This is a genomic window from Shigella flexneri 2a str. 301 (genome assembly GCF_000006925.2).
GTDB lineage: Bacteria > Pseudomonadota > Gammaproteobacteria > Enterobacterales > Enterobacteriaceae > ECMA0423.
This window is the reverse complement of sequence record NC_004337.2, coordinates 2,032,199-2,052,405: the sequence shown is the minus strand read 5'-3', so window position 1 is coordinate 2,052,405 and position 20,207 is coordinate 2,032,199. Positions and strand designations below refer to the sequence as shown.

20 protein-coding genes, 3 pseudogenes and 9 other annotated features (1 of these 32 cut by a window edge) are annotated in these 20,207 nt (G+C 46.5%); of the genes and pseudogenes, 11 read left to right on the top strand and 12 right to left on the bottom strand.

Annotated features, from left to right (window positions below; translation table 11 throughout):
- Positions 1-6,153: a sequence feature (ipaH island IV), on the bottom strand; it reaches 16,726 nt to the left of the window's first position.
- Positions 6-488, top strand: a complete 483-nt coding sequence (locus SF2027) for a hypothetical protein (RefSeq protein NP_707863.1) — start codon at positions 6-8, stop codon at positions 486-488. (Overlaps the previous feature by 483 nt.)
- Positions 566-1,333 (bottom strand) — a mobile genetic element.
- Here the strand turns inward: SF2027 and insB (SF2026) are convergent.
- Positions 581-1,084 (bottom strand): insertion element IS1 protein InsB, encoded by a 504-nt coding sequence (insB, locus tag SF2026; protein ID NP_707862.1) that lies wholly within the window; start codon positions 1,082-1,084, stop codon positions 581-583. Its footprint overlaps the feature before it by 504 nt.
- Positions 1,334-2,236 (top strand) — a mobile genetic element (partial).
- Here insB (SF2026) and SF2025 point away from each other — a divergent pair.
- Entirely contained in the window at positions 1,375-2,193 is an 819-nt protein-coding gene (locus SF2025) for an insertion sequence element IS600 protein (RefSeq protein NP_707861.2), read from the top strand. Its footprint overlaps the feature before it by 819 nt.
- Entirely contained in the window at positions 2,099-2,713 is a 615-nt protein-coding gene (locus SF2024; RefSeq protein ID NP_707860.2) for a hypothetical protein, read from the top strand. Before SF2025 ends, SF2024 begins: the two co-directional genes overlap by 95 nt.
- Positions 2,893-5,874: a sequence feature (Similar to Shigella flexneri IpaH9.8 gb: AAC23714.1 (545 aa). BLAST with identity of 77% in 994 aa. This CDS has been disrupted by insertion. The sequence has been checked and is believed to be correct.), on the bottom strand.
- Here the strand turns inward: SF2024 and ipaH_5 are convergent.
- Positions 2,893-5,874 (bottom strand): annotated as a pseudogene (gene ipaH_5 / locus SF2022). It overlaps the preceding feature by 2,982 nt.
- Positions 3,933-5,261 (bottom strand) — a mobile genetic element. Its footprint overlaps the pseudogene before it by 1,329 nt.
- Entirely contained in the window at positions 3,946-5,154 is a 1,209-nt protein-coding gene (locus tag SF2023; protein NP_707859.1) for an insertion element iso-IS10R transposase, read from the bottom strand. It overlaps the preceding feature by 1,209 nt. Before ipaH_5 ends, SF2023 begins: the two are co-directional and overlap by 1,209 nt.
- A gap of 36 nt (positions 6,154-6,189) precedes the next feature.
- Positions 6,190-6,858, bottom strand: coding sequence for a hypothetical protein (locus SF2021; protein ID NP_707858.1), 669 nt, complete (start codon positions 6,856-6,858; stop codon positions 6,190-6,192).
- 56 nt (positions 6,859-6,914) lie between these two features.
- Between SF2021 and SF2020a the strand changes: the two genes are divergently transcribed.
- Entirely contained in the window at positions 6,915-7,184 is a 270-nt protein-coding gene (locus tag SF2020a) for a tail fiber assembly protein (protein ID YP_008439260.1), read from the top strand.
- 1,077 nt (positions 7,185-8,261) lie between these two features.
- Here SF2020a and SF2020 read toward each other — a convergent pair.
- From SF2020 to SF2017, 4 genes and pseudogenes are all read right to left on the bottom strand, one after another.
- Entirely contained in the window at positions 8,262-8,912 is a 651-nt protein-coding gene (locus tag SF2020) for a zinc/cadmium-binding protein (RefSeq protein ID NP_707857.1), read from the bottom strand.
- A 257-nt stretch (positions 8,913-9,169) separates the two neighbouring features.
- Entirely contained in the window at positions 9,170-9,805 is a 636-nt protein-coding gene (locus tag SF2019; protein ID NP_707856.1) for a sulfite oxidase subunit YedZ, read from the bottom strand.
- Positions 9,806-10,810 (bottom strand) — a sequence feature (Similar to Escherichia coli K12 reductase gi: 1788282 (335 aa). BLAST with identity of 97% in 335 aa. This CDS contains an in-frame stop codon. The sequence has been checked and is believed to be correct.).
- A pseudogene (locus SF2018) lies at positions 9,806-10,810 on the bottom strand. It overlaps the preceding feature by 1,005 nt.
- Before the next feature lie 108 nt (positions 10,811-10,918).
- Positions 10,919-11,332, bottom strand: a complete 414-nt coding sequence (locus tag SF2017) for a 5-hydroxyisourate hydrolase (protein NP_707855.1) — start codon at positions 11,330-11,332, stop codon at positions 10,919-10,921.
- A gap of 132 nt (positions 11,333-11,464) precedes the next feature.
- On the opposite strand from SF2017, the gene yedW reads away from it, so the two are divergent.
- Positions 11,465-12,136 (top strand): transcriptional regulatory protein YedW, encoded by a 672-nt coding sequence (yedW, locus tag SF2016; RefSeq protein ID NP_707854.2) that lies wholly within the window; start codon positions 11,465-11,467, stop codon positions 12,134-12,136.
- On the top strand, positions 12,136-13,494 hold the full coding sequence (yedV, locus tag SF2015) for a 2-component sensor protein (RefSeq protein NP_707853.1): 1,359 nt from the start codon (positions 12,136-12,138) through the stop codon (positions 13,492-13,494). The genes yedW and yedV overlap by 1 nt, the downstream gene beginning before the upstream one ends.
- Positions 13,495-13,601: 107 nt before the next feature.
- On the opposite strand, the gene yedU is transcribed toward yedV, so the two are convergent.
- From yedU to insA, 3 genes are all read right to left on the bottom strand, one after another.
- A complete protein-coding gene (yedU, locus tag SF2014) occupies positions 13,602-14,453 on the bottom strand; it encodes a chaperone protein HchA (protein NP_707852.1) in 852 nt (283 codons plus the stop codon).
- A gap of 30 nt (positions 14,454-14,483) precedes the next feature.
- Positions 14,484-15,251: a mobile genetic element, on the bottom strand.
- Positions 14,499-14,894 (bottom strand): insertion element IS1 protein InsB, encoded by a 396-nt coding sequence (insB, locus tag SF2013; protein NP_707851.1) that lies wholly within the window; start codon positions 14,892-14,894, stop codon positions 14,499-14,501. It overlaps the preceding feature by 396 nt.
- On the bottom strand, positions 14,921-15,196 hold the full coding sequence (gene insA / locus SF2012) for an insertion element IS1 protein InsA (protein ID NP_707850.1): 276 nt from the start codon (positions 15,194-15,196) through the stop codon (positions 14,921-14,923). Its footprint lies within the feature at positions 14,484-15,251.
- Before the next feature lie 754 nt (positions 15,252-16,005).
- Positions 16,006-17,336 (top strand) — a mobile genetic element.
- Here insA and SF2011 point away from each other — a divergent pair.
- Together SF2011 and SF2010 are read left to right on the top strand one after the other, a co-directional pair.
- Positions 16,052-16,462, top strand: coding sequence for an IS2 repressor TnpA (locus tag SF2011; protein ID NP_707849.3), 411 nt, complete (start codon positions 16,052-16,054; stop codon positions 16,460-16,462). Its footprint overlaps the feature before it by 411 nt.
- Entirely contained in the window at positions 16,420-17,325 is a 906-nt protein-coding gene (locus SF2010) for an IS2 transposase TnpB (protein ID NP_707848.1), read from the top strand. It lies within the feature at positions 16,006-17,336. Before SF2011 ends, SF2010 begins: the two co-directional genes overlap by 43 nt.
- On the opposite strand, the gene SF2009 is transcribed toward SF2010, so the two are convergent.
- On the bottom strand, positions 17,296-18,144 hold the full coding sequence (locus SF2009) for an outer membrane pore protein (protein NP_707847.1): 849 nt from the start codon (positions 18,142-18,144) through the stop codon (positions 17,296-17,298). The genes SF2010 and SF2009 overlap by 30 nt on opposite strands.
- A gap of 20 nt (positions 18,145-18,164) precedes the next feature.
- Between SF2009 and SF2008 the strand changes: the two genes are divergently transcribed.
- The 3 genes and pseudogenes from SF2008 to yedJ all read left to right on the top strand — a co-directional run bounded on the left by SF2008 (position 18,165) and on the right by yedJ (position 20,156).
- Positions 18,165-18,449 carry a hypothetical protein gene (locus SF2008; RefSeq protein NP_707846.1) on the top strand — a complete coding sequence of 95 codons (285 nt, stop codon included), beginning with the start codon at positions 18,165-18,167 and terminating at the stop codon, positions 18,447-18,449.
- Positions 18,450-18,505: 56 nt separating this feature from the next.
- Complete coding sequence (locus tag SF2007) at positions 18,506-19,318, top strand: hypothetical protein (RefSeq protein ID NP_707845.1); 813 nt, start codon at positions 18,506-18,508, stop codon at positions 19,316-19,318.
- Between the two features lie 297 nt (positions 19,319-19,615).
- Positions 19,616-20,156 (top strand) — a sequence feature (Similar to Escherichia coli K12 conserved hypothetical protein gi: 1788273 (232 aa). BLAST with identity of 96% in 180 aa. This CDS contains deletion. The sequence has been checked and is believed to be correct.).
- Positions 19,616-20,156: pseudogene (gene yedJ, locus SF2006) on the top strand. It overlaps the preceding feature by 541 nt.
- Positions 20,157-20,207: the final 51 nt, after the last annotated feature.

The following is a 20,207-nucleotide window of genomic DNA, read 5'->3' as shown; positions in this document are numbered from 1 at the left end:
GTTTTGTGATAAAGCCATTTTTAATGACGGTTGCAATATTAACCTCTTGCTGTGCTCAGGCGAAAATACTAACAAATGAGGAGATTGTTTCACGATTTATTAGTAACGTTAAAACATCTGCAGATAATGACGTTGACTTGGATACAGATGGATTCAGACAACTGAGGATATCGTGCCCATCCCCTTCTGCCAGCGGTGCGATTATATTGAGAAAAGCTTCTTATGAATTCGGCAAAAGTATAGGTGTATTTGATTTTGCAAACAATGCATCACCAGCGACGATGACATTTTTGATCCCAATATATAAAGATGATGATTTTGATTCAGATACTGTTGGTTTTACATTTGCGTTCAAGATGCCAAGAGGCCAGTTTTTTGTAGATGTAAAAGAAAACGGGAATATCAGAGCTGGAGTTAATGTTAATGGCGAGTCGGGAGTGACCTACGAAAATTGCAAATTGAATATGAAAGATATTAATGATGATTAATATATAAGCCGCCAGAAATTGGCGGTTTTTTTATAGTGGAGACAGTATGGACTTACCTTCTTTACCTTCTCTTTCTTGGTAATGACTCCAACTTACTGATAGTGTTTTATGTTCAGATAATGCCCGATGACCTTGTCATGCAGCTCCACCGATTTTGAGAACGACAGTGACTTCCGTCCCAGCCTTGCCAGATGTTGTCTCAGATTCAGATTATGTCGCTCAATGCGCTGAGTGTAACGCTTGCTGATAACGTGCAGCTTTCCCTTCAGGCGTGATTCATACAGCGGCCAGCCATCCGTCATCCATACCACGACCTCAAAGGCCGACAGCAGGCTCAGAAGACGCTCCAGTGTGGCCAGAGTGCGTTCACCGAAGACGTGCGCCACAACCGTCCTCCGTATCCTGTCATACGCGTAAAACAGCCAGCGCTGACGTGATTTAGCACCGACGTAGCCCCAATGTTCGTCCATTTCAGCGCAGACAATCACATCACTGCCCGGTTGTATGCGCGAGGTTACCGACTGCGGCCTGAGTTTTTTAAGTGACGTAAAACCGTGTTGAGGCCAACGCCCATAATGCGTGCACTGGCGCGACATCCGACGCCATTCATGGCCATATCAATGATTTTCTGGTGCGTACCGGGCTGAGAGGCGGTGTAAGTGAACTGTAGTTGCCATGTTTTACGGCAATGAGAGCAGAGATAGCGCTGATGTCCGGCAGTGCTTTTGCCGTTACGCACCACGCCTTCAGTAGCGGAGCAGGAAGGACATCTGATGGAAATGGAAGCCACGCAAGCACCTTAAAATCACCATCATACACTAAATCAGTAAGTTGGCAGCATTACCCGTTAATCGAACAATGGCGACAACAATTTCCCATTGAAGCGATGTGTCAGGTATTTGGTGTATCCAGGAGCGGTTATTACAACTGGGTACAGCATGAACCCTCAGACAGAAAACAAAGTGATAAGCGGCTAAAACTGGAGATTAAGGTGGCACATATCCGCACTCGCGAAACATATGGAACCCGGCGGCTCCAGACGGAGCTGGCAGAGAATGGCATCATCGTTGGTCGTGACCGACTGGCACGTCTTCGTAAGGAGCTGAGGCTACGCTGTAAGCAGAAACGCAAGTTCAGAGCGACTACGAACCCGAACCACAATCTGCCAGTTGCGCCAAATCTGCTGAACCAGACGTTCGCTCCTACAGCACCAAATCAGGTCTGGGTGGCGGACCTGACGTATGTTGCCACACAGGAGGGATGGTTGTACCTCGCTGGCATCAAAGATGTTTATACGTGCGAAATTGTCGGCTACGCCATGGGAGAGCGCATGACAAAAGAGCTGACAGGTAAAGCCCTGTTTATGGCGCTCAGGAGCCAGCTCCCACCTGCCGGGCTAATCCACCACTCTGATCGAGGTTCACAGTACTGCGCATACGATTACCGGGTCATACAGGAGCAGTCTGGTCTGAAAACATCAATGTCGCGTAAAGGTAACTGTTACGACAACGCTCCGATGGAAAGCTTCTGGGGAACGCTGAAAAATGAGAGCCTGGGCCACTATCGTTTTAATAACCGGGATGAAGCCATCTCAGTAATACGGGAATACATTGAGATTTTCTACAATCGTCAGCGTCGTCACTCTCGTCTGGGGAATATCTCCCCGGCAGCCTTCAGGGAAAAATATCATCAGATGGCTGCTTAAAAAAAGAACAAATGGTAGTGTCCGCTATTGCCAGTACACCTCAGTCCCCTACACAGCCACCGCTGATGATGTCGCACCGACGGGTCAGCAAATCTGGCAGGAACTGCAAAGTGGCAAATGGGGTGAGATAGCCCCATTCACTGTGACACCAGAAATGCTGGAAGCGGCCAGAGAGGCCAGACGTCAGGAAATTGAAGCATGGCGCACAGAACAGGAGGCGAAGCCGTTCACGTTTGAATGGAACGGTCGTATCTGGAATGCTGGCCCCGACTCACTGGGCCGCCTGTCCCCGGTAGTCATGCTGGCAAAATCTGTCACAGCACAAACACATATGGCGTGGAGCGATGCCGATAATCAGCAGGTGAAACTGTCGATGCCGGAACTGGAAGAACTGGCGGCAGCAATGGTGCAGGCGCAGGTCGATCGCAACGATGAGATTTATCGCCGTCAGCGTGAAATGAAAGAGGAGCTGAGCGGTCTGGATGATTTGGCTTCAATTCGGGCGTTTGACGTTGAGTAATGAATAAGCCGCAACTGGCGGAATCACAGAAGACCGCTTTGCTTACCGAAGCGGAGTCTGTCATCCGGCAGCCGGGGCGTGCTGTCAGGCTGAACAGGGAAACGGATGAATCAGGGGAGGCCCGGGGGCGGGCCTCCGTTTTTCCGGAGTCAGTCCGGTCTGTGGTTTATGCGATGTGATTATGAATGGTGCAGTTGTGAGCCGTTTTCAGGCAATCGCAGGGCCAGTACCTCGTCAGTCAGCTGACGGTAAATCTGCTGTTCAGTCTCACGCATCACCTGTGCACCGGCTTCCCTCTCCGCATCCGCATCACCGCTCAGACCTGATGCTTTCAGCCGGTCAGCCACCCTCTGAGGGTACTCATTCTCCAGCATCTCATATTTCTGCTCTTCTGCCTGCGCCCAGCGGTCAGCTTCCGTACGCTTCAGTACAGCATGCCATGGTCCCCAGAGGGAGAACCAGTCCGTAAATTCATTCTCTTCACGGCTTCTGACCATGGCTTCGGCAGTGCGGAGGTCATTTGCTGTCACTCCCGACACGCCATAGAAACGCATTTCCTTCACGGCAGTGGAGAGCTGAAGTTTCTCTGCGAGCATGGTCTGGAAGGCCAGGTAGACTTCTATCTCATCCACAAAATGGAGAGTTCTGACTTTATCCCGGGCAATGTCCTCCAGAATTTCGAGGCGGAACATTTCCCTGCCCAGGGAGAGCAGAGCGCCGGTATCATTATCGAAAAGGCCTTCTGATGCCTGATGGACCAGGAGGGTTTTCCGGAGATTGTTCCATGTGAGCGCGACACGGTCCTCACAGCTCTCAGTGGCATCAGCAGCAACAGCGAAAGACTGCTGTCGAAGCTCCGCAGAGGCACTGAGTTTTTCCAGCCATGCAGCGACCTGTTCACGGAATCCGGAGGTATTGCGTGCAGAGACGGTATCGGAAAGGCGGTCAAGGAACGCGGAAAAGGTGTTGGCGTGCTCTTCATGTTCAAAAGCATGCCATATCTGTGATACATCAGATTGTTTGTTTTCCGGGAACCATGCTGTCACGGCATCAGCCAGGGGGCGATGGAGTGTATTCTGTTGTCCGTCACTCATGGAGAAGTAAATCCGTGGGCCGTGGTAGTCCGGTTGGGCGGTTTGTTGTAACAAAGTTTGCATTATTCTGGGAGATAGTTGATTTTCTCTAAGATTGACAACGCTATCAGAACTGAGGCCAAGTACTGAGAGATCCCCTCATAATTTCCCCAAAACGTAACCATGTGTGAATAGATTTTGAGTAAGCAGGGTTGCAGCCACGAGTGAGTCTTCCCTTGTTATTGTGTAGCCAGAATGCCGCAAAACTTCCATGCCTAAGCGAACTGTTGAGAGTACGTTTCGATTTCTGACTGTGTTAGCCTGGAAGTGCTTGTCCCAACCTTGTTTCTGAGCATGAACGCCCGCAAGCCAACATGTTAGTTGAAGCATCAGGGCGATTAGCAGCATGATATCAAAACGCTCTGAGCTGCTCGTTCGGCTATGGCGTAGGCCTAGTCCGTAGGCAGGACTTTTCAAGTCTCGGAAGGTTTCTTCAATCTGCATTCGCTTCGAATAGATATTAACAAGTTGTTTGGGTGTTCGAATTTCAACAGGTAAGTTAGTTGCTAGAATCCATGGCTCCTTTGCCGACGCTGAGTAGATTTTAGGTGACGGGTGGTGACAATGAGTCCGTGTCGAGCGCTGATTTTTTCGGCCTTTAGAGCGAGATTTATACAATAGAATTTGGCATGAGATTGGATTGCTTTTAGTCAGCCTCTTATAGCCTAAAGTCTTTGAGTGACTAGATGACATATCATGTAAGTTGCTGATAGGTTTCCAGTTTTCCGCTCCTAGGTCTGCATATTGGACTTTTCCTCTTACTCGACTTAACCAGTACCAACCCAGCTTCTCAACGGATTTATACCATGGCACTTTAAAGCCAGCATCACTGACAATGAGCGGTGTGGTGTTACTCGGTAGAATGCTCGCAAGGTCGGCTAGAAATTGGTCATGAGCTTTCTTTGAACATTGCTCTGAAAGCGGGAACGCTTTCTCATAAAGAGTAACAGAACGACCGTGTAGTGCGACTGAAGCTCGCAATACCATAAGCCGTTTTTGCTCACGGATATCAGACCAGTCAACAAGTACAATGGGCATCGTATTGCCCGAACAGATAAAGCTAGCATGCCAACGGTATACAGCGAGTCGCTCTTTGTGGAGGTGACGATTACCTAACAATCGGTCGATTCGTTTGATGTTATGTTTTGTTCTCGCTTTGGTTGGCAGGTTACGGCCAAGTTCGGTAAGAGTGAGAGTTTTACAGTCAAGTAAGGCGTGGCAAGCCAACGTTAAGCTGTTGAGTCGTTTTAAGTGTAATTCGGGGCAGAATTGGTAAAGAGAGTCGTGTAAAATATCGAGTTCGCACATTTTGTTGTCTGATTATTGATTTTTGGCGAAACCATTTGATCATATGACAAGATGTGTATCTACCTTAACTTAATGATTTTGATAAAAATCATTAGGGGATTCATCAGGGCCAAGTATGCTTTCCGGAATTGCCGTGATCCGGTTCTGATTAAGCCAGAATATTCTTATAATATGATCATCTCTTTCTGGAAAATCTGGTATTACTTCCAAAGCATTTCTGGCTGCATCAAGTAATTCCAATGACATTGGTAACCTCGGAAGTACAGACAGGTGATTGTCACTTACATTAATATATTCTAGTGACGCAGGTAATTCAGGAAGTGCGAACAAATGGTTATCACTCACATTTATATATTCCAGCGACACTGGTAATTCAGGAAGTGCAGATAATTGATTACTGCTTGCATTCAGCTCTTTCAATGCCCTTGGTAGCTCGGGGAGCATTGATAGTTGGTTATTGCTTACATTAATTTCATCAAGATTGTCAGGCAATCGTGGTAGAGATCTGAGACCTAAACAAGATAAGTCCAACGATGTTTCACTGTTCTCCAGACATAATTGGAGCCGGGTAAAAGCAGTTTCCCTGTTTTCTCCGGAAATGCTGTTTTTAGTCCATTCAACCCATTCGGAGAGATAATTATTGTGAACATTGTCGATTGATGTAGTTCTGTAAAAAGAGACGTTTCCAGTGGATAGGGGGGGATTATTTACAGGAAGCATAATAACCTCGCAGAAGGATATCCTGATAAAATGTGATACTGGGGAATAATAAGCTGAAATAAAATGTTTCAGGATTGAAATTTATTGTTTTCATTTTAAGGAAGTGATGTTGATTTAACTGTAAAAAAACGATACTATTTTCTTAGATGGTAAATGTCTCGCCTGTGCTATATTTTGTTTTTCGGTTAGTTAAATATCGTACGTTCATATTTGAACGTTCTGCCGGAATGCATTATCAATAGAGGTAAAGTCGCAACCCCAAATCGTAAAGGAAACCGTAGCACGTCTTAAGCAAGAACGTGCTGCGGTTGGATGCTATTTTTTCCCTGAAGCGGAAAACATTACTACAGTACCTTGAACCTTGGTTTTAACATTCTCGAAATGCTCTGAGAGTATATGTGTTAAGCCTTCTTCGGAATCTTTTGTGTTTGAAAAGATGCCTTTCTGATTGTAAATGCGCATCAGTTTTTGACCGAAGCTATTGTGCACAACTCCATCGCCAAGAATTGTGGCTCCGTATAGAGTTCCATCATCAGTTAAGGCCTGCGCCGCATTGCGTATTACACAGCTTTTTGTAGATATATTTCCAGGCAGGCAGTGAAGAAGGTAAAACATGGAAATGGAATCAAATTGACCATGTAACGCCGCAGGATAAGGTTCAAAAACATCATGGCTAATTTTATGTTTAATTTTTGATTCCCCAGCCCTTGTAGATGCCGCGTTCAGGCTAGCTTCGTTCAAATCCATTAAAGATATCAGACTACTCTCAGGTACGTGAGTAAGGTAAAACCCAGTTCCAACACCAATATCCAGATGGTTGTTACCTAAATGTTCCAGAAAGTGTGGAAGAAGGTGTTCCTTTGTAGGACATCCCCATGCAAGCCGATTTGATACTCCCAAAACCCACCAGTCATAAAGCTTTAGGGTAAGTGGTGTGTAAATTTTAGCCCCATCATCTGTGTTTTTTTTCATTAATTTCACCATATTATAGTTTTATTTGTGAATTAAATCAATTATGGCGATGAATTACAAGGGGTTAAATGCTGCCGCAGCATAGCGATATTGAAATAGCCTGGTATGCTTCGATACAGCAGGAGCCGAATGGCTGGAAGACCGTCACCACACAGTTCTACATCCAGGGATTCAGTGAGCATATTGCGCCACTTCAGGATGCTGTAGATCTGGAGATCGCAACGGAGGAAGAAAACTCGTTGCTGGAAGCCTGGAAGAAGTATCGGGTGTTGCTGAACCGTGTTGATACATCAACTGCACCTGATATTGAGTGGCCGGAAGAACCAGACACAATGTAAGCGAAAAAGAAAAACCGCAGACACGACGTATGCAGGACGTGCTGCGGTTGGCTGGTAAACTTTCGATAGTGCGAGTATTGAATGATTTCCAGCCGTTACCGATTTTATATAACTGCAGTGGAATTATTCAACACACAGGCAAAACGGAATAAGCTGAGAAAAAAGCGTGCTTTCCCAATCTGGGGCAAATCACGTCTGAATGACACCTGAAAACAGGTGGTGGACTCAAGAAGGCTTGGAATATTCTTCTTTAATGTTATGTAATTCATTGATTTTTCGTGTACGATTTTAAGACATTTTTTCCAAGAAAAATTTTTAACTCTTTGATTTTTCGACTCTGTATCATCGGTCTCGAAAACCGGAGTAGGGGCAACTCTACCGGGGGTTCAAATCCCCCTCTCTCCGCCATTTTATCAATGACTTATCTCCCGACTTCCCGCCTTGCTTTTCCTAAACAGAACAATCGTAGAATATTCTTGAAGGGTTAGATCGTCACTGTTTTCTGTTCGATACTGTGACATTCAGCGCTTGATTCGCTATGGAGCTGACAGGAAGGTTTCGAGCGAAAATCTACAGTTATTCAGTCGTTTTCTTATCGGTCACCATTATTCTTTTAGACATTGATCCTATGAAACTGCCGCAAAGTTGCTGGCGGGAACTGAAGTTGCGTAGAGAAGGGGTCAATAATTGAGCCAAAAAAGGAACGCGGCCGTCAGATTAAAGCCGCGGGACAAAGTCCATAATTTCCAAGAGTTGTTGAATTTCCCAGCTTTTTTGAAAGCCTTTGTATCATACTAACAAGTAAAAAAGGTTTAAGCACCAAAATTAACCTATATTTCTGGTTAGCTTTACCATGACAGATGACTTGCTCCTGGAAACATTTGCGCTGCCAGTCTGTATGGCTGAGTTGTGTATTTATTGTTAGCCTTTTTCTCAGTTTTTTTCTACAGACATAATAAAAAAGACACGACTCAAGTATGAGCGTGTCTGAGTTTGTCTTACTTATTTGTCTTGGTAAATTATTGTTGTTACTACCAGGCACTGTTCTGTTAAATAACTGAAGTCAGCGCAAAAAAATCAATGAGACATCATCTCCTCGACCACTTCTTCGCTACTCAACTGATAGGGATAATACGTTGGCCAGTTTTCCATTTCATTCAATAAAGATTGCTGGGAATCATTACCCATAAAAATGTGAAAATGAGATGATTTTCGTGGTGCAATTATATGATCGCTAAATTGTATATATTTAGGGGCTTTGCTTTCAGGATCTTTACATTCGAATAAGTAACGAACGCCTTTCTTGCCTGATTTATAGGTGAGTATTTTGTATCCATCGTAATCATATTTACAGGATGTTGTTTCATTATTTCTATGGAATTCGACAATGCCGTCCTCAATGCCAATCATTTCGATATCTGTCGGATAACCTTTGCGATAATAATCTTTAATTTCAGCAAATGTTTTGGTTTTATCTGCATCCGCTTTCTTCTGAAAGACGGGATCAAGTTTGCCACTTTGCAGTAAAGGGTAAACGGATTGCCAGACTCCATCCCAGTCACTGAGCGTTCGGTTTTGTACATTGGTATCATCAAAAACACCATTAGCAGCTTTTTGTTCGACCTCTGTTAAGGGTTTGCCATGAGAATGATGACCATGCGAAAAGGCAGGAGCGCTAACAATAAAGACACCTAAAGCAACAGCCAGTTTATGAAGACGAATCGCCAAAACAATTTCCTCCAGAGTTAATGTACATTATGTGTAATGTTATATTGTAACATATGAAAAAATGCAACAACTCATTAGGAAATGAGAGCATGGTATTCTCAGGTGTATTGAACTATCTTATTGAAATAAAATAAATTATTCTGGTGATGAAAGGTTGATGACAAACGAAACATAACTTGATGCGATCTGTGTGGGCCGGATAGGGCGCTCGCGCCGCATCCGGCCGGGATAACGCGAAGTTTGTCGGCAATATGAAGTTATAGAGATAATTTGTTGTGGGCCTGCTTGCGTAACCGGTTGAAAAGGGAAAGCAACTTCTTATACCGTAAGGCTAAAAGCAGTACAGCCAGCCCGGCGTAGATGAGTGGCTGCGGTGAAATAATCTTCACTGACCACAGATAATGTATTGGGGCCAGGATCGCGACAAGATAGACGAAGTTATGCAACTGTTGCCAGTGTTTGCCGAGTTTTCGCTGCATCGACTGGGTTGAAGTGAACGCTAAAGCAAGCAAAATAACCCAGCTGATAATTCCTAACGTTAAATAAGGCCGGGTAATTAACTCCTTACCTAATAACGCCAGATTATTCACGCCCAACTCCAGCAATGCGTAACTGGTTAAATGCAGTGTCGCCCAGGCAAAGCACCATAAGCCTAACAGGCGGCGAGTGCGTATCAATAACGGCTGTTTTGCGTAGCGTGCCAGAGGTGTGATTAACAAGGCCGCAAGCAAAAATTTCAGTGCAGTGCGACCGGTAAAATGCTGAATATCTTTCACCGGATCGGCACCCAGTCCACCGTGATTGATCGCCCAGACCAGCCAGAGAAACGGCAACAATCCGGCAAGATGCAGGCAAACTTTCAGCCATATCACTTGTTTTGCTGTCAGACGCATTTAGAAATTCTCCCGCAAATCCAGGCCACGATACAGCGATGCCACCTGGTCGGCGTAACCATTAAACAGTAGTGTTGGCTGGCGCTGAACATCGAGAATGCCGCCTGAACCAATAAATCGTTCGGTAGCCTGTGACCAGCGCGGGTGATCAACATGCGGATTAACGTTGGCGTAAAAACCGTATTCGTCAGGCGCTGCCAGATTCCAGGTGGTTGGCGGACGCTCGCGGGTCAGCTTAATACTGACGATCGATTTAATCCCTTTAAAGCCATATTTCCACGGCACAATCAGTCGCACCGGCGCGCCATTTTGCGGTGGTAACGCCTTGCCATAAACACCTACGGTCATCAGTGTGAGCGGATGCATTGCTTCGTCGAGACGCAATCCTTCGACATAAGGATATTTCAGCCCGCCGCCGATAAAGCGGTCCTGCTGGCCAGGCATCTGTTCCGGCGCATAAATCGTTTCGAAAGCGACATACTTCGCATTGCTGGTGGGTTCGGCAAGCGCCAGCAATTTGTGTAGCGGAAAACCAATCCACGGCACCACCATCGACCACGCTTCCACGCAGCGCATACGATAAATACGCTCTTCCAGCGGGAAGCGACGGGTTAAATCATCATGATCGAGGGTCAATGGTTTTGCCACTTCGCCGCTGATTTTCAGTGTCCATGGATCGGTTTTCAGGCTACCAGCATTAGCCGCGGGATCGTCTTTATCCAGCCCGAATTCATAGAAGTTGTTATAACCGGAGACTTTATCTGCTGGCGTCAGTGGCAGGTTATTTTGCTAGGCGGCAGGCTTGCTGAACTCCAGCGGTTTTCCGGCGGGGGCGGGCGGACGATCGTTCCCTTTAAACCAGCTAAGCAGATCGGCATGCGCAGCGTGAGGCAAAGAAAATGCAGCTGCGCTGATGCCCAGTGCTTTTAACACCTGCCGACGCTTCATAAAGAATACCGACTCGGCCGTAACATCTGATTCTTTTAAAAATTGCTTCTTTTTCATAAGCCATCACACTTTTTTGTCGTTAACCAACAAGAGCTGTTTACTGTTAATCTGTCAGGGAGTCACCTCCCTAACAGTAGCAGAGATCAGCTTTTACATATTTACGCATTAACTGCCACGATAGGTTGAATACCCATATTGGCTGAGTAACAAAGGCACATGATAATGCTCGTTCACTTTATTAATATGAAATTCAACGGGAATCTCAGGGAAGAAACTTTCAAGATTTTGTTTCTTGAAATAGTCCCCGGTTTTAAATACGACACGGTAATCGCCAGTAGTCGCAGTTTGCTCGGGCCACAGTGCCTTAATTCGTCCATCCTTATCTGTTTTGGCGGTATTAAGTTGTAACCAGCCGTTATCCGCTTTCTTTTCAAGAGTGACTGTCACGTCGGCAGCGGGTTTTCCTGTTTGCTGGTTCAAAATGTGCACGCTAAGAATGTTTTGTTGTGCGGCATAAACCAAAGAAGGTAATGAAAAGGCTGCCGTTGCTACCGAGAGTACTAAATAACGCTTTAACATGTTTATATCCTTGTCATGTGAATGAGTTTTGAGGATAGCGAAAAAACGTCCAGGGTAACCTTACAGCAGCATTACAATTTTGTAATGAACCAGGTTGTTTCTATAACATATGATTTATGGCATATTATTTTCATGAAGATTCTACTTATTGAAGATAATCAAAGGACCCAGGAATGGGTAACGCAGGGGCTTTCCGAAGCGGGTTATGTCATTGATGCCGTTTCTGATGGCAGAGATGGGCTTTATCTTGCGCTGAAGGATGATTATGCATTGATCATTCTGGATATTATGCTTCCGGGTATGGATGGCTGGCAGATCTTACAAACGTTAAGAACGGCAAAGCAAACCCCTGTTATTTGCCTTACTGCAAGGGATTCTGTCGATGACAGAGTCAGAGGGTTGGACAGTGGGGCAAATGATTATCTGGTAAAACCTTTTTCATTTTCTGAGTTGCTAGCAAGGGTTCGGGCACAATTAAGGCAACATCACGCTCTGAATTCAACATTAGAAATCAGTGGCTTAAAAATGGACTCTGTCAGTCAAAGTGTCAGCAGGGACAATATCAGTATTACACTGACGCGCAAGGAGTTTCAGTTACTTTGGCTACTGGCCTCCAGAGCTGGCGAGATTATACCCAGAACGGTTATTGCGAGTGAAATTTGGGGAATCAACTTTGATAGTGATACCAATACGGTGGATGTCGCCATTCGCAGGCTCCGCGCAAAAGTTGATGATCCTTTTCCTGAAAAGCTAATCGCCACAATCCGGGGGATGGGCTATTCATTCGTAGCGGTAAAAAAATAATGAAAAGATTATCTATAACCGTCCGTTTAACCTTGCTTTTTATATTTCTGCAGTCTGTTGCTGGCGCTGGAATTGTATGGACTCTCTATAATGGCCTGGCAAGTGAGTTGAAATGGCGCGATGATACAACACTCATTAACCGGACAGCGCAGATCAAGCAGTTGTTAATTGATGGGGTAAATCCAGATACGTTACCTGTGTACTTTAACCGGATGATGGATGTTAGTCAGGATATTTTGATCATTCATAGTGATGGCATCAATAAAATTGTTAACCGGACAAATGTCAGTGATGACATGTTAAATAACATACCTGCTAGTGAGACAATCAGCGCAGCAGGCATTTACAGAAGCATTATTAATGATACAGAGATAGATGCTTTACGAATTAACATTGATGAAGTTTCGCCATCATTAACGGTTACTGTGGCTAAATTGGCTTCAGCCAGACATAATATGCTTGAACAGTATAAAATTAATAGCATTATAATTTGCATTGTCGCCATTATACTGTGCTCAGTATTAAGTCCGTTGTTAATCAGGACGGGGTTGCGAGAGATCAAAAAGTTGAGTGGCGTAACGGAAGCGCTGAATTATAACGATAGCCGAGTGCCGGTTGAGGTTAACGCATTACCGAGAGAACTAAAACCTCTTGGGCAGGCGTTGAATAAAATGCATCATGCTTTAGTCAAAGATTTTGAGCGCCTTAGTCAATTTGCTGACGATCTCGCTCATGAACTTAGAACGCCAATTAATGCATTACTGGGTCAGAATCAGGTTACGCTCAGTCAAATCAGAAGTATCGCTGAATATCAAAAAACAATTGCCGGAAACATTGAAGAGCTGGAAAATATTTCGCGGTTAACAGAGAATATACTGTTTCTTGCCAGGGCAGACAAAAACAATGTTTTGGTGAAACTGGATTCGCTTTCTCTCAATAAGGAAGTTGAAAATCTTTTGGACTATCTTGAATATCTTTCAGACGAGAAAGAGATTTGCTTTAAGGTCAAGTGCAATCAACAAATCTTTGCGGATAAAATTTTACTGCAACGAATGTTATCGAATCTTATTGTTAACGCCATTCGATATTCACCAGAAAAATCGCGTATTCATATAACCAGTTTTCTTGATGCCAACGGCTCTCTTAATATTGATATCGCCAGTCCTGGAACGAAAATTAATGAGCCTGAAAAACTCTTCCGTAGATTTTGGCGGGGAGATAATTCGCGTCATTCCGTAGGTCAGGGACTTGGCCTTTCTTTAGTCAAAGCGATTGCCGAATTACATGGAGGAAGTGCTACGTATCACTATCTCAGTAAGCATAACGTGTTCCGAATTACGTTACCGCAAAGAAATTAACATCGGGCTTCAGTACGCCATAAGTTAACCGTGAAAAAACGCAGCCACGTCGTGAGTATTAACGTGGCTGCGATTGATTATGCGCTTACATCACAATGTAACAGGGATTAACTCGCGTAAGCTGCCAGCATTTCCTGCGCCGCCAGTTTACCCAACGCATTCGCTGCAAAAGGACTGTCGCCGGTGAGACGTTTACGGTCCTTATGTACTCGCCCGGTGATGTCGTCATTAATGATGTTCATGCCCATTTTCTTCAACTCTTCGCCGAAGTACCAGGTGAGATGACCCGGCATATAGCCAATATCTGGCGTTTGTTTGTCTGCGGCGTCTGGGAATGCGCAAATAGAATAACCATTCAGTGGGTTATCGCTGTGGCGAAGTGCCAGAAAAGCCGCCGGACCGTGGCAAAGGGAGATAACAAAACGGTCATTTTTGATTGCCCACTGTAAAGCGGCAGCCACGTCCTGGCTTTCTGGTAAACCAATAAGTGCGCCATGCCCACCAGGAACAAAGATTGCTGCATATTCGCTATCAGCGTTGAGGCTGGCGACAACATCCGCGAGTTTCTTCGGATTACGGAATAACGATTTATGCTGTTCAAAGAATGGCATTACTTTTTCATCTTTGTGCGGCATAGCCCAGTATTCAAACTTGGTCATCAGACCGGAAATGGTCGCCACTTCGAATTCGAAACCTGCAGCATGGAGATGATACAACGGCAGCAACGTTTCAATCGGATGGTTACCGGTCGAGAACAGTTTTCCGTTATCGGTCGGCAAATAACGTTCGTCCGCGGCGATCACCAGAATTTTATGTTTACCGCGATACGGTTTTGGATAGTCCACGCCATCAAGATCAGAGACGGGACTCGTATATTGGCTAAGCGAATATTCTGAAGGGAAGAACGCATTATCTTCAGCAATATCGACCTGCGGGTTTTTACTTGTTTGAACAGTCATAGTGTATTCCTTATTGTTGCTTAGTTAGGGGGTAATGACTCCAACTTACTGATAGTGTTTTATGTTCAGATAATGCCCGATGACCTTGTCATGCAGCTCCACCGATTTTGAGAACGACAGTGACTTCCGTCCCAGCCTTGCCAGATGTTGTCTCAGATTCAGATTATGTCGCTCAATGCGCTGAGTGTAACGCTTGCTGATAACGTGCAGCTTTCCCTTCAGGCGTGATTCATACAGCGGCCAGCCATCCGTCATCCATACCACGACCTCAAAGGCCGACAGCAGGCTCAGAAGACGCTCCAGTGTGGCCAGAGTGCGTTCACCGAAGACGTGCGCCACAACCGTCCTCCGTATCCTGTCATACGCGTAAAACAGCCAGCGCTGACGTGATTTAGCACCGACGTAGCCCCAATGTTCGTCCATTTCAGCGCAGACAATCACATCACTGCCCGGTTGTATGCGCGAGGTTACCGACTGCGGCCTGAGTTTTTTAAGTGACGTAAAACCGTGTTGAGGCCAACGCCCATAATGCGTGCACTGGCGCGACATCCGACGCCATTCATGGCCATATCAATGATTTTCTGGTGCGTACCGGGCTGAGAGGCGGTGTAAGTGAACTGTAGTTGCCATGTTTTACGGCAATGAGAGCAGAGATAGCGCTGATGTCCGGCAGTGCTTTTGCCGTTACGCACCACGCCTTCAGTAGCGGAGCAGGAAGGACATCTGATGGAAATGGAAGCCACGCAAGCACCTTAAAATCACCATCATACACTAAATCAGTAAGTTGGCAGCATTACCTAGTTAGGGTAGTCACTATATTTGCGACTGAGCTGGTCGCTATTTTTAACCAGGCTGAAAAATTGAGTCAATATATCGAAAGCGGTAGTTGGCGGGCATAAGTATGTAATGATGATGCTGCACTGGTGTTGAATATTATTCACGCCAAACTTTCCTCATTGAGCAATGTCGTCGCAAGTGGCCTCAATGATTTTAGACCATTATCAGAGGTCCGGAGCGGCGGGAAGAGATTTATTGCTGTGGAATAATTGTGGTACTGATGATTATTTATATCCCGGATTGGTAGGGAAAAGCTTTTTTCATGCACTATTTTTGCAAATATTTCTATATGGGAAGTGGTTTTGTTACAGATTAAATTTATAAAGAAATGCATTTGGGGTGTTGGGTTGAAGAGTAGCTGGTAGATGTTATTGTGCCAGCAGGGGCAGGGGAATGTGCCGTATCGATATGCTTTGGCAATTGCGTGTGCCGCAGATGGAGATGAAATGCCAATAAAAAAGCCTGAGTTCGATGAGGGACGAACTCAGGCTGGTGTTATGTTTTACAGTAACACGCCTCGGCGCGTTGGCTGATTAGAACTGGTAGACGATACCAACTGCCAGTTGGTCGTCGGTGTTCAGTCCATGAGCGAGAACATAATCACTCTTATCAAGCAGGTTGATCTGATAAGCGGTATATATGTTCATATTCTTATTGAAGTAATACCAGGTACCGATTTCAATATAGTTCAGACGATCAGAATCTTTGTAACCTGTAGACTGGCCCCCTGAATCTCCAGACAACCAGTATCACTTATTTAAGTGATAGTCTTAATACTAGTTTTTAGACTAGTCATTGGAGAACAGATGATTGATGTCTTAGGGCCGGAGAAACGCAGACGGCGTACCACACAGGAAAAGATCGCAATTGTTCAGCAGAGCTTTGAACCGGGGATGACGGTCTCCCTCGTTGCCCGGCAACATGGTGTAGCAGCCAGCCAGTTATTTCTCTGGCGTAAGCAATACCAGGAAGGAAGTCTTACTGCTGTGGCCGCCGGAGAACAGGTTGTTCCTGCCTCTGAACTTGCTGCCGCCATGAAGCAGATTAAAGAACTCCAGCGCCTGCTCGGCAAGAAAACGATGGAAAATGAACTCCTCAAAGAAGCCGTTGAATATGGACGGGCAAAAAAGTGGATAGCGCACGCGCCCTTATTGCCCGGGGATGGGGAGTAAGCTTAGTCAGCCGTTGTCTCCGGGTGTCGCGTGCGCAGTTGCACGTCATTCTCAGACGAACCGATGACTGGATGGATGGCCGCCGCAGTCGTCACACTGATGATACGGATGTGCTTCTCCGTATACACCATGTTATCGGAGAGCTGCCCACGTATGGTTATCGTCGGGTATGGGCGCTGCTTCGCAGACAGGCAGAACTTGATGGTATGCCTGCGATCAATGCCAAACGTGTTTACCGGATCATGCGCCAGAATGCGCTGTTGCTTGAGCGAAAACCTGCTGTACCGCCATCGAAACGGGCACATACAGGCAGAGTAGCCGTGAAAGAAAGCAATCAGCGATGGTGCTCTGACGGGTTCGAGTTCTGCTGTGATAACGGAGAGAGACTGCGTGTCACGTTCGCGCTGGACTGCTGTGATCGTGAGGCACTGCACTGGGCGGGGACTACCGGCGGCTTCAACAGTGAAACAGTACAGGACGTCATGCTGGGAGCGGTGGAACGCCGCTTCGGCAACGATCTTCCGTCGTCTCCAGTGGAGTGGCTGACGGATAATGGTTCATGCTACCGGGCTAATGAAACACGCCAGTTCGCCCGGATGTTGGGACTTGAACCGAAGAACACGGCGGTGCGGAGTCCGGAGAGTAACGGAATAGCAGAGAGCTTCGTGAAAACGATAAAGCGTGACTACATCAGTATCATGCCCAAACCAGACGGGTTAACGGCAGCAAAGAACCTTGCAGAGGCGTTCGAGCATTATAACGAATGGCATCCGCATAGTGCGCTGGGTTATCGCTCGCCACGGGAATATCTGCGGCAGCGGGCTTGTAATGGGTTAAGTGATAACAGATGTCTGGAAATATAGGGGCAAATCCAAAAACTGACCTGCTACGTCCAGTGCTTTAGAATAGGAGTAACCGATGGATGGACGCAGACCAAAGTCGAACTGATATTGCAGAACAGCTTCGAAGTTTTGTGTTTTGTTCACAACATCACCGTCGTCGGAATTCATGTTGTGAGATTCACCGTACATCACAGCAGCATAAACATTGTTAGCGTCATATTTTGTTGACAACGCCCAAACTTCGGCTCTTTCGCCTTTACCATCACCAGACTGCCAATCAGTACGGTCAGAGTTTGCATAAGCACCAGCAAATGAGAAACCGTCAATAGTGTAAGTTGCAGATAAACCATGGCCATCGCCATTTGCTTTGTAGTTGCCTGTACCTTCATTTTTACCCTGATATTGCAGAGCAAAATTTAGACCTTCAACCATGCCAAAGAAATCTGTGTTACGATAGGTTGCAACACCGTTGGTACGGTTGGTCATGAACAGGTCAGTACCAGCCCATGAGTCACCGCCCCACTCAACAAACATATCAGTAAATGCTTCTGCATCATACGCGACACCGACATTACGACTGTAGTCGAATGAACCAAAATCTTTGTAACTCAAACCAGCATATGCCAAACGAGTTTGGTCAGGGTTGTGTCTGTTTGATGCTTCCAGGTCTAGTTCAAACTGACCGTAACCAGTCATTTCAGGGTTGATCTGAGTTTCACCTTTCACGCCTACACGGGCATAAGAGGTATCTTGAGAATTATCGCCTTTTTCACCATTTTCACGGTCGGTCAGAATGCGCTCACTGAATCGCCACGGGTTTAACAGACACCTCAGAGTCATTTAAGATGGCTTAAAGAGAGGTGCCCATGAGCGGTAAGCGTTATCCCGAAGAGTTTAAAACTGAAGCAGTCAAACAGGTTGTTGATCGCGGTTATTCTGTTGCCAGCGTTGCAACACGTCTCGATATCACCACCCACAGCCTTTATGCCTGGATAAAGAAGTACGGTCCGGATTCTTCCACTAATAAAGAACAGTCAGATGCTCAGGCCGAGATCCGCCGTCTCCAGAAAGAGCTGAAACGGGTTACCGACGAACGGGACATATTAAAAAAAGCCGCGGCGTACTTCGCAAAGCTGTCCGACTGAGGTACGCCTTTATCCGTGACAACTCCTGTTGCTGGCCTGTTCGCCTGCTCTGTCGGGTGCTGGATGTTCATCCCAGTGGTTTTTACGCCTGGCTTCAGCAGCCGCATTCACAACGCCATCAGGCAGACCTGAGACTGACAGGACAGATTAAACAGTTCTGGCTGGAATCGGGATGCGTCTATGGTTATCGCAAAATCCATCTGGATCTGCGTGACAGCGGGCAACAGTGCGGAGTAAACAGAGTCTGGAGACTGATGAAACGTGTCGGAATAAAGGCTCAGGTCGGATACCGAAGCCCGCGGGCACGTAAAGGCGAGGCCAGTATCGTGTCACCCAACAGGCTCCAGCGACAGTTCAATCCGGATGCTCCTGATGAGCGTTGGGTAACGGACATAACCTACATCAGGACCCACGAAGGCTGGCTGTATCTTGCCGTTGTTGTTGATCTGTTCTCACGCAAAATTATCGGCTGGTCCATGCAATCCCGGATGACAAAGGACATTGTCCTGAACGCACTGCTGATGGCTGTATGGTGGCGTAATCCCGAAAAACAGGTGCTGGTTCATTCGGATCAGGGCAGTCAGTACACAAGCCATGAGTGGCAGTCGTTCCTGAAATCACACGGCCTGGAGGGTAGCATGAGCCGTCGCGGTAACTGCCATGATAATGCGGTTGCAGAAAGTTTTTTCCAGTTGTTGAAACGTGAACGGATAAAGAAAAAGATCTACGGAACGCGGGAAGAAGCCCGCAGTGATATTTTTGATTACATCGAAATGTTTTATAACAGTAAGCGTCGGCATGGTTCTAGCGAACAGATGTCACCGACAGAATATGAAAACCAGTATTATCAACGGCTCGGAAGTGTCTAGATTATCCGTGGCGATTCATTGTGGGCTTTCTATACATGGTGTGGCTATTTCGTCTGGGCAATGGCGCGATACATCTGGGTGATGAGCCGGATCCCCGATGCCCCCGTGTCGGGATTTGAAAGTGATTTAGGATCTACCGCGGGGAAGTGGTTAGGAGCATTGGTCGGATTTCTGTTTATGGCCCTGGTTGGTGCCTTGTTAGGCGGCATTGCATGGTACACCCGACCTCGTCCCGCACGTTGCAGACGCTATGAATAAAAACTGCTAAGGTTGAGACTCTTTGGCAACGGAGCGCGTATGGAGTTACAACACTGGCAGGCATAGTTCGAGAACTGGTTGAAAAACCATCATCAACATCAGGACGCGGCGCATGACCTGTGTCATTTTCGCCGTGTCTGGGCTACGGCACAGAAACTGGCGGCAGATGACGATGTCGATATGCTGGTGATTTTAACCGCCTGTTATTTTCACGATATCGTGAGCCTGGCGAAAAATCATCCGCAACGGCAGCGTTCTTCAATCCTGGCGGCAGAAGAGACGCGTCGCCTGCTCCGTGAAGAGTTCGTGCAATTTCCGGCGGAGAAAATTGAGGCCGTTTGTCATGCCATTGCCGCTCACAGTTTCAGCGCGCAAATCGCCCCCTTAACAACGGAAGCTAAAATCGTCCAGGATGCGGATCGGCTGGAAGCCCTGGGGGCGATTGGCCTGGCGCGCGTATTTGCCGTTTCAGGGGCATTGAGCTTGGCGCTGTTTGATGGCGAAGCTCGGTGCCGAACTGGCGGGGGAGAATGAAGGTATCGATCACAAGGTGATAGATGCGTTTTCACCCGCTGGCTGAGCGCGTGGCCCTAAACGGCAGTAATTATGTTAACCTGTCGGCCATCTCAGA

Excerpts from the sequence above, each read along its gene's own strand:
- insB (NP_707862.1), bottom strand. The coding sequence starts at position 1,084 with ATGTCGCGCCAGTGCACGCATTATGGGCGTTGGCCTCAACACGGTTTT.
- SF2025 (NP_707861.2), top strand. The coding sequence starts at position 1,375 with ATGTGTCAGGTATTTGGTGTATCCAGGAGCGGTTATTACAACTGGGTA.
- SF2023 (NP_707859.1), bottom strand. The coding sequence starts at position 5,154 with ATGTGCGAACTCGATATTTTACACGACTCTCTTTACCAATTCTGCCCC.
- SF2021 (NP_707858.1), bottom strand. The coding sequence starts at position 6,858 with ATGGTGAAATTAATGAAAAAAAACACAGATGATGGGGCTAAAATTTAC.
- SF2020a (YP_008439260.1), top strand. The coding sequence starts at position 6,915 with ATGCTGCCGCAGCATAGCGATATTGAAATAGCCTGGTATGCTTCGATA.
- SF2019 (NP_707856.1), bottom strand. The coding sequence starts at position 9,805 with ATGCGTCTGACAGCAAAACAAGTGATATGGCTGAAAGTTTGCCTGCAT.
- SF2017 (NP_707855.1), bottom strand. The coding sequence starts at position 11,332 with ATGTTAAAGCGTTATTTAGTACTCTCGGTAGCAACGGCAGCCTTTTCA.
- yedW (NP_707854.2), top strand. The coding sequence starts at position 11,465 with ATGAAGATTCTACTTATTGAAGATAATCAAAGGACCCAGGAATGGGTA.
- yedV (NP_707853.1), top strand. The coding sequence starts at position 12,136 with ATGAAAAGATTATCTATAACCGTCCGTTTAACCTTGCTTTTTATATTT.
- yedU (NP_707852.1), bottom strand. The coding sequence starts at position 14,453 with ATGACTGTTCAAACAAGTAAAAACCCGCAGGTCGATATTGCTGAAGAT.
- SF2009 (NP_707847.1), bottom strand. The coding sequence starts at position 18,144 with ATGACTCTGAGGTGTCTGTTAAACCCGTGGCGATTCAGTGAGCGCATT.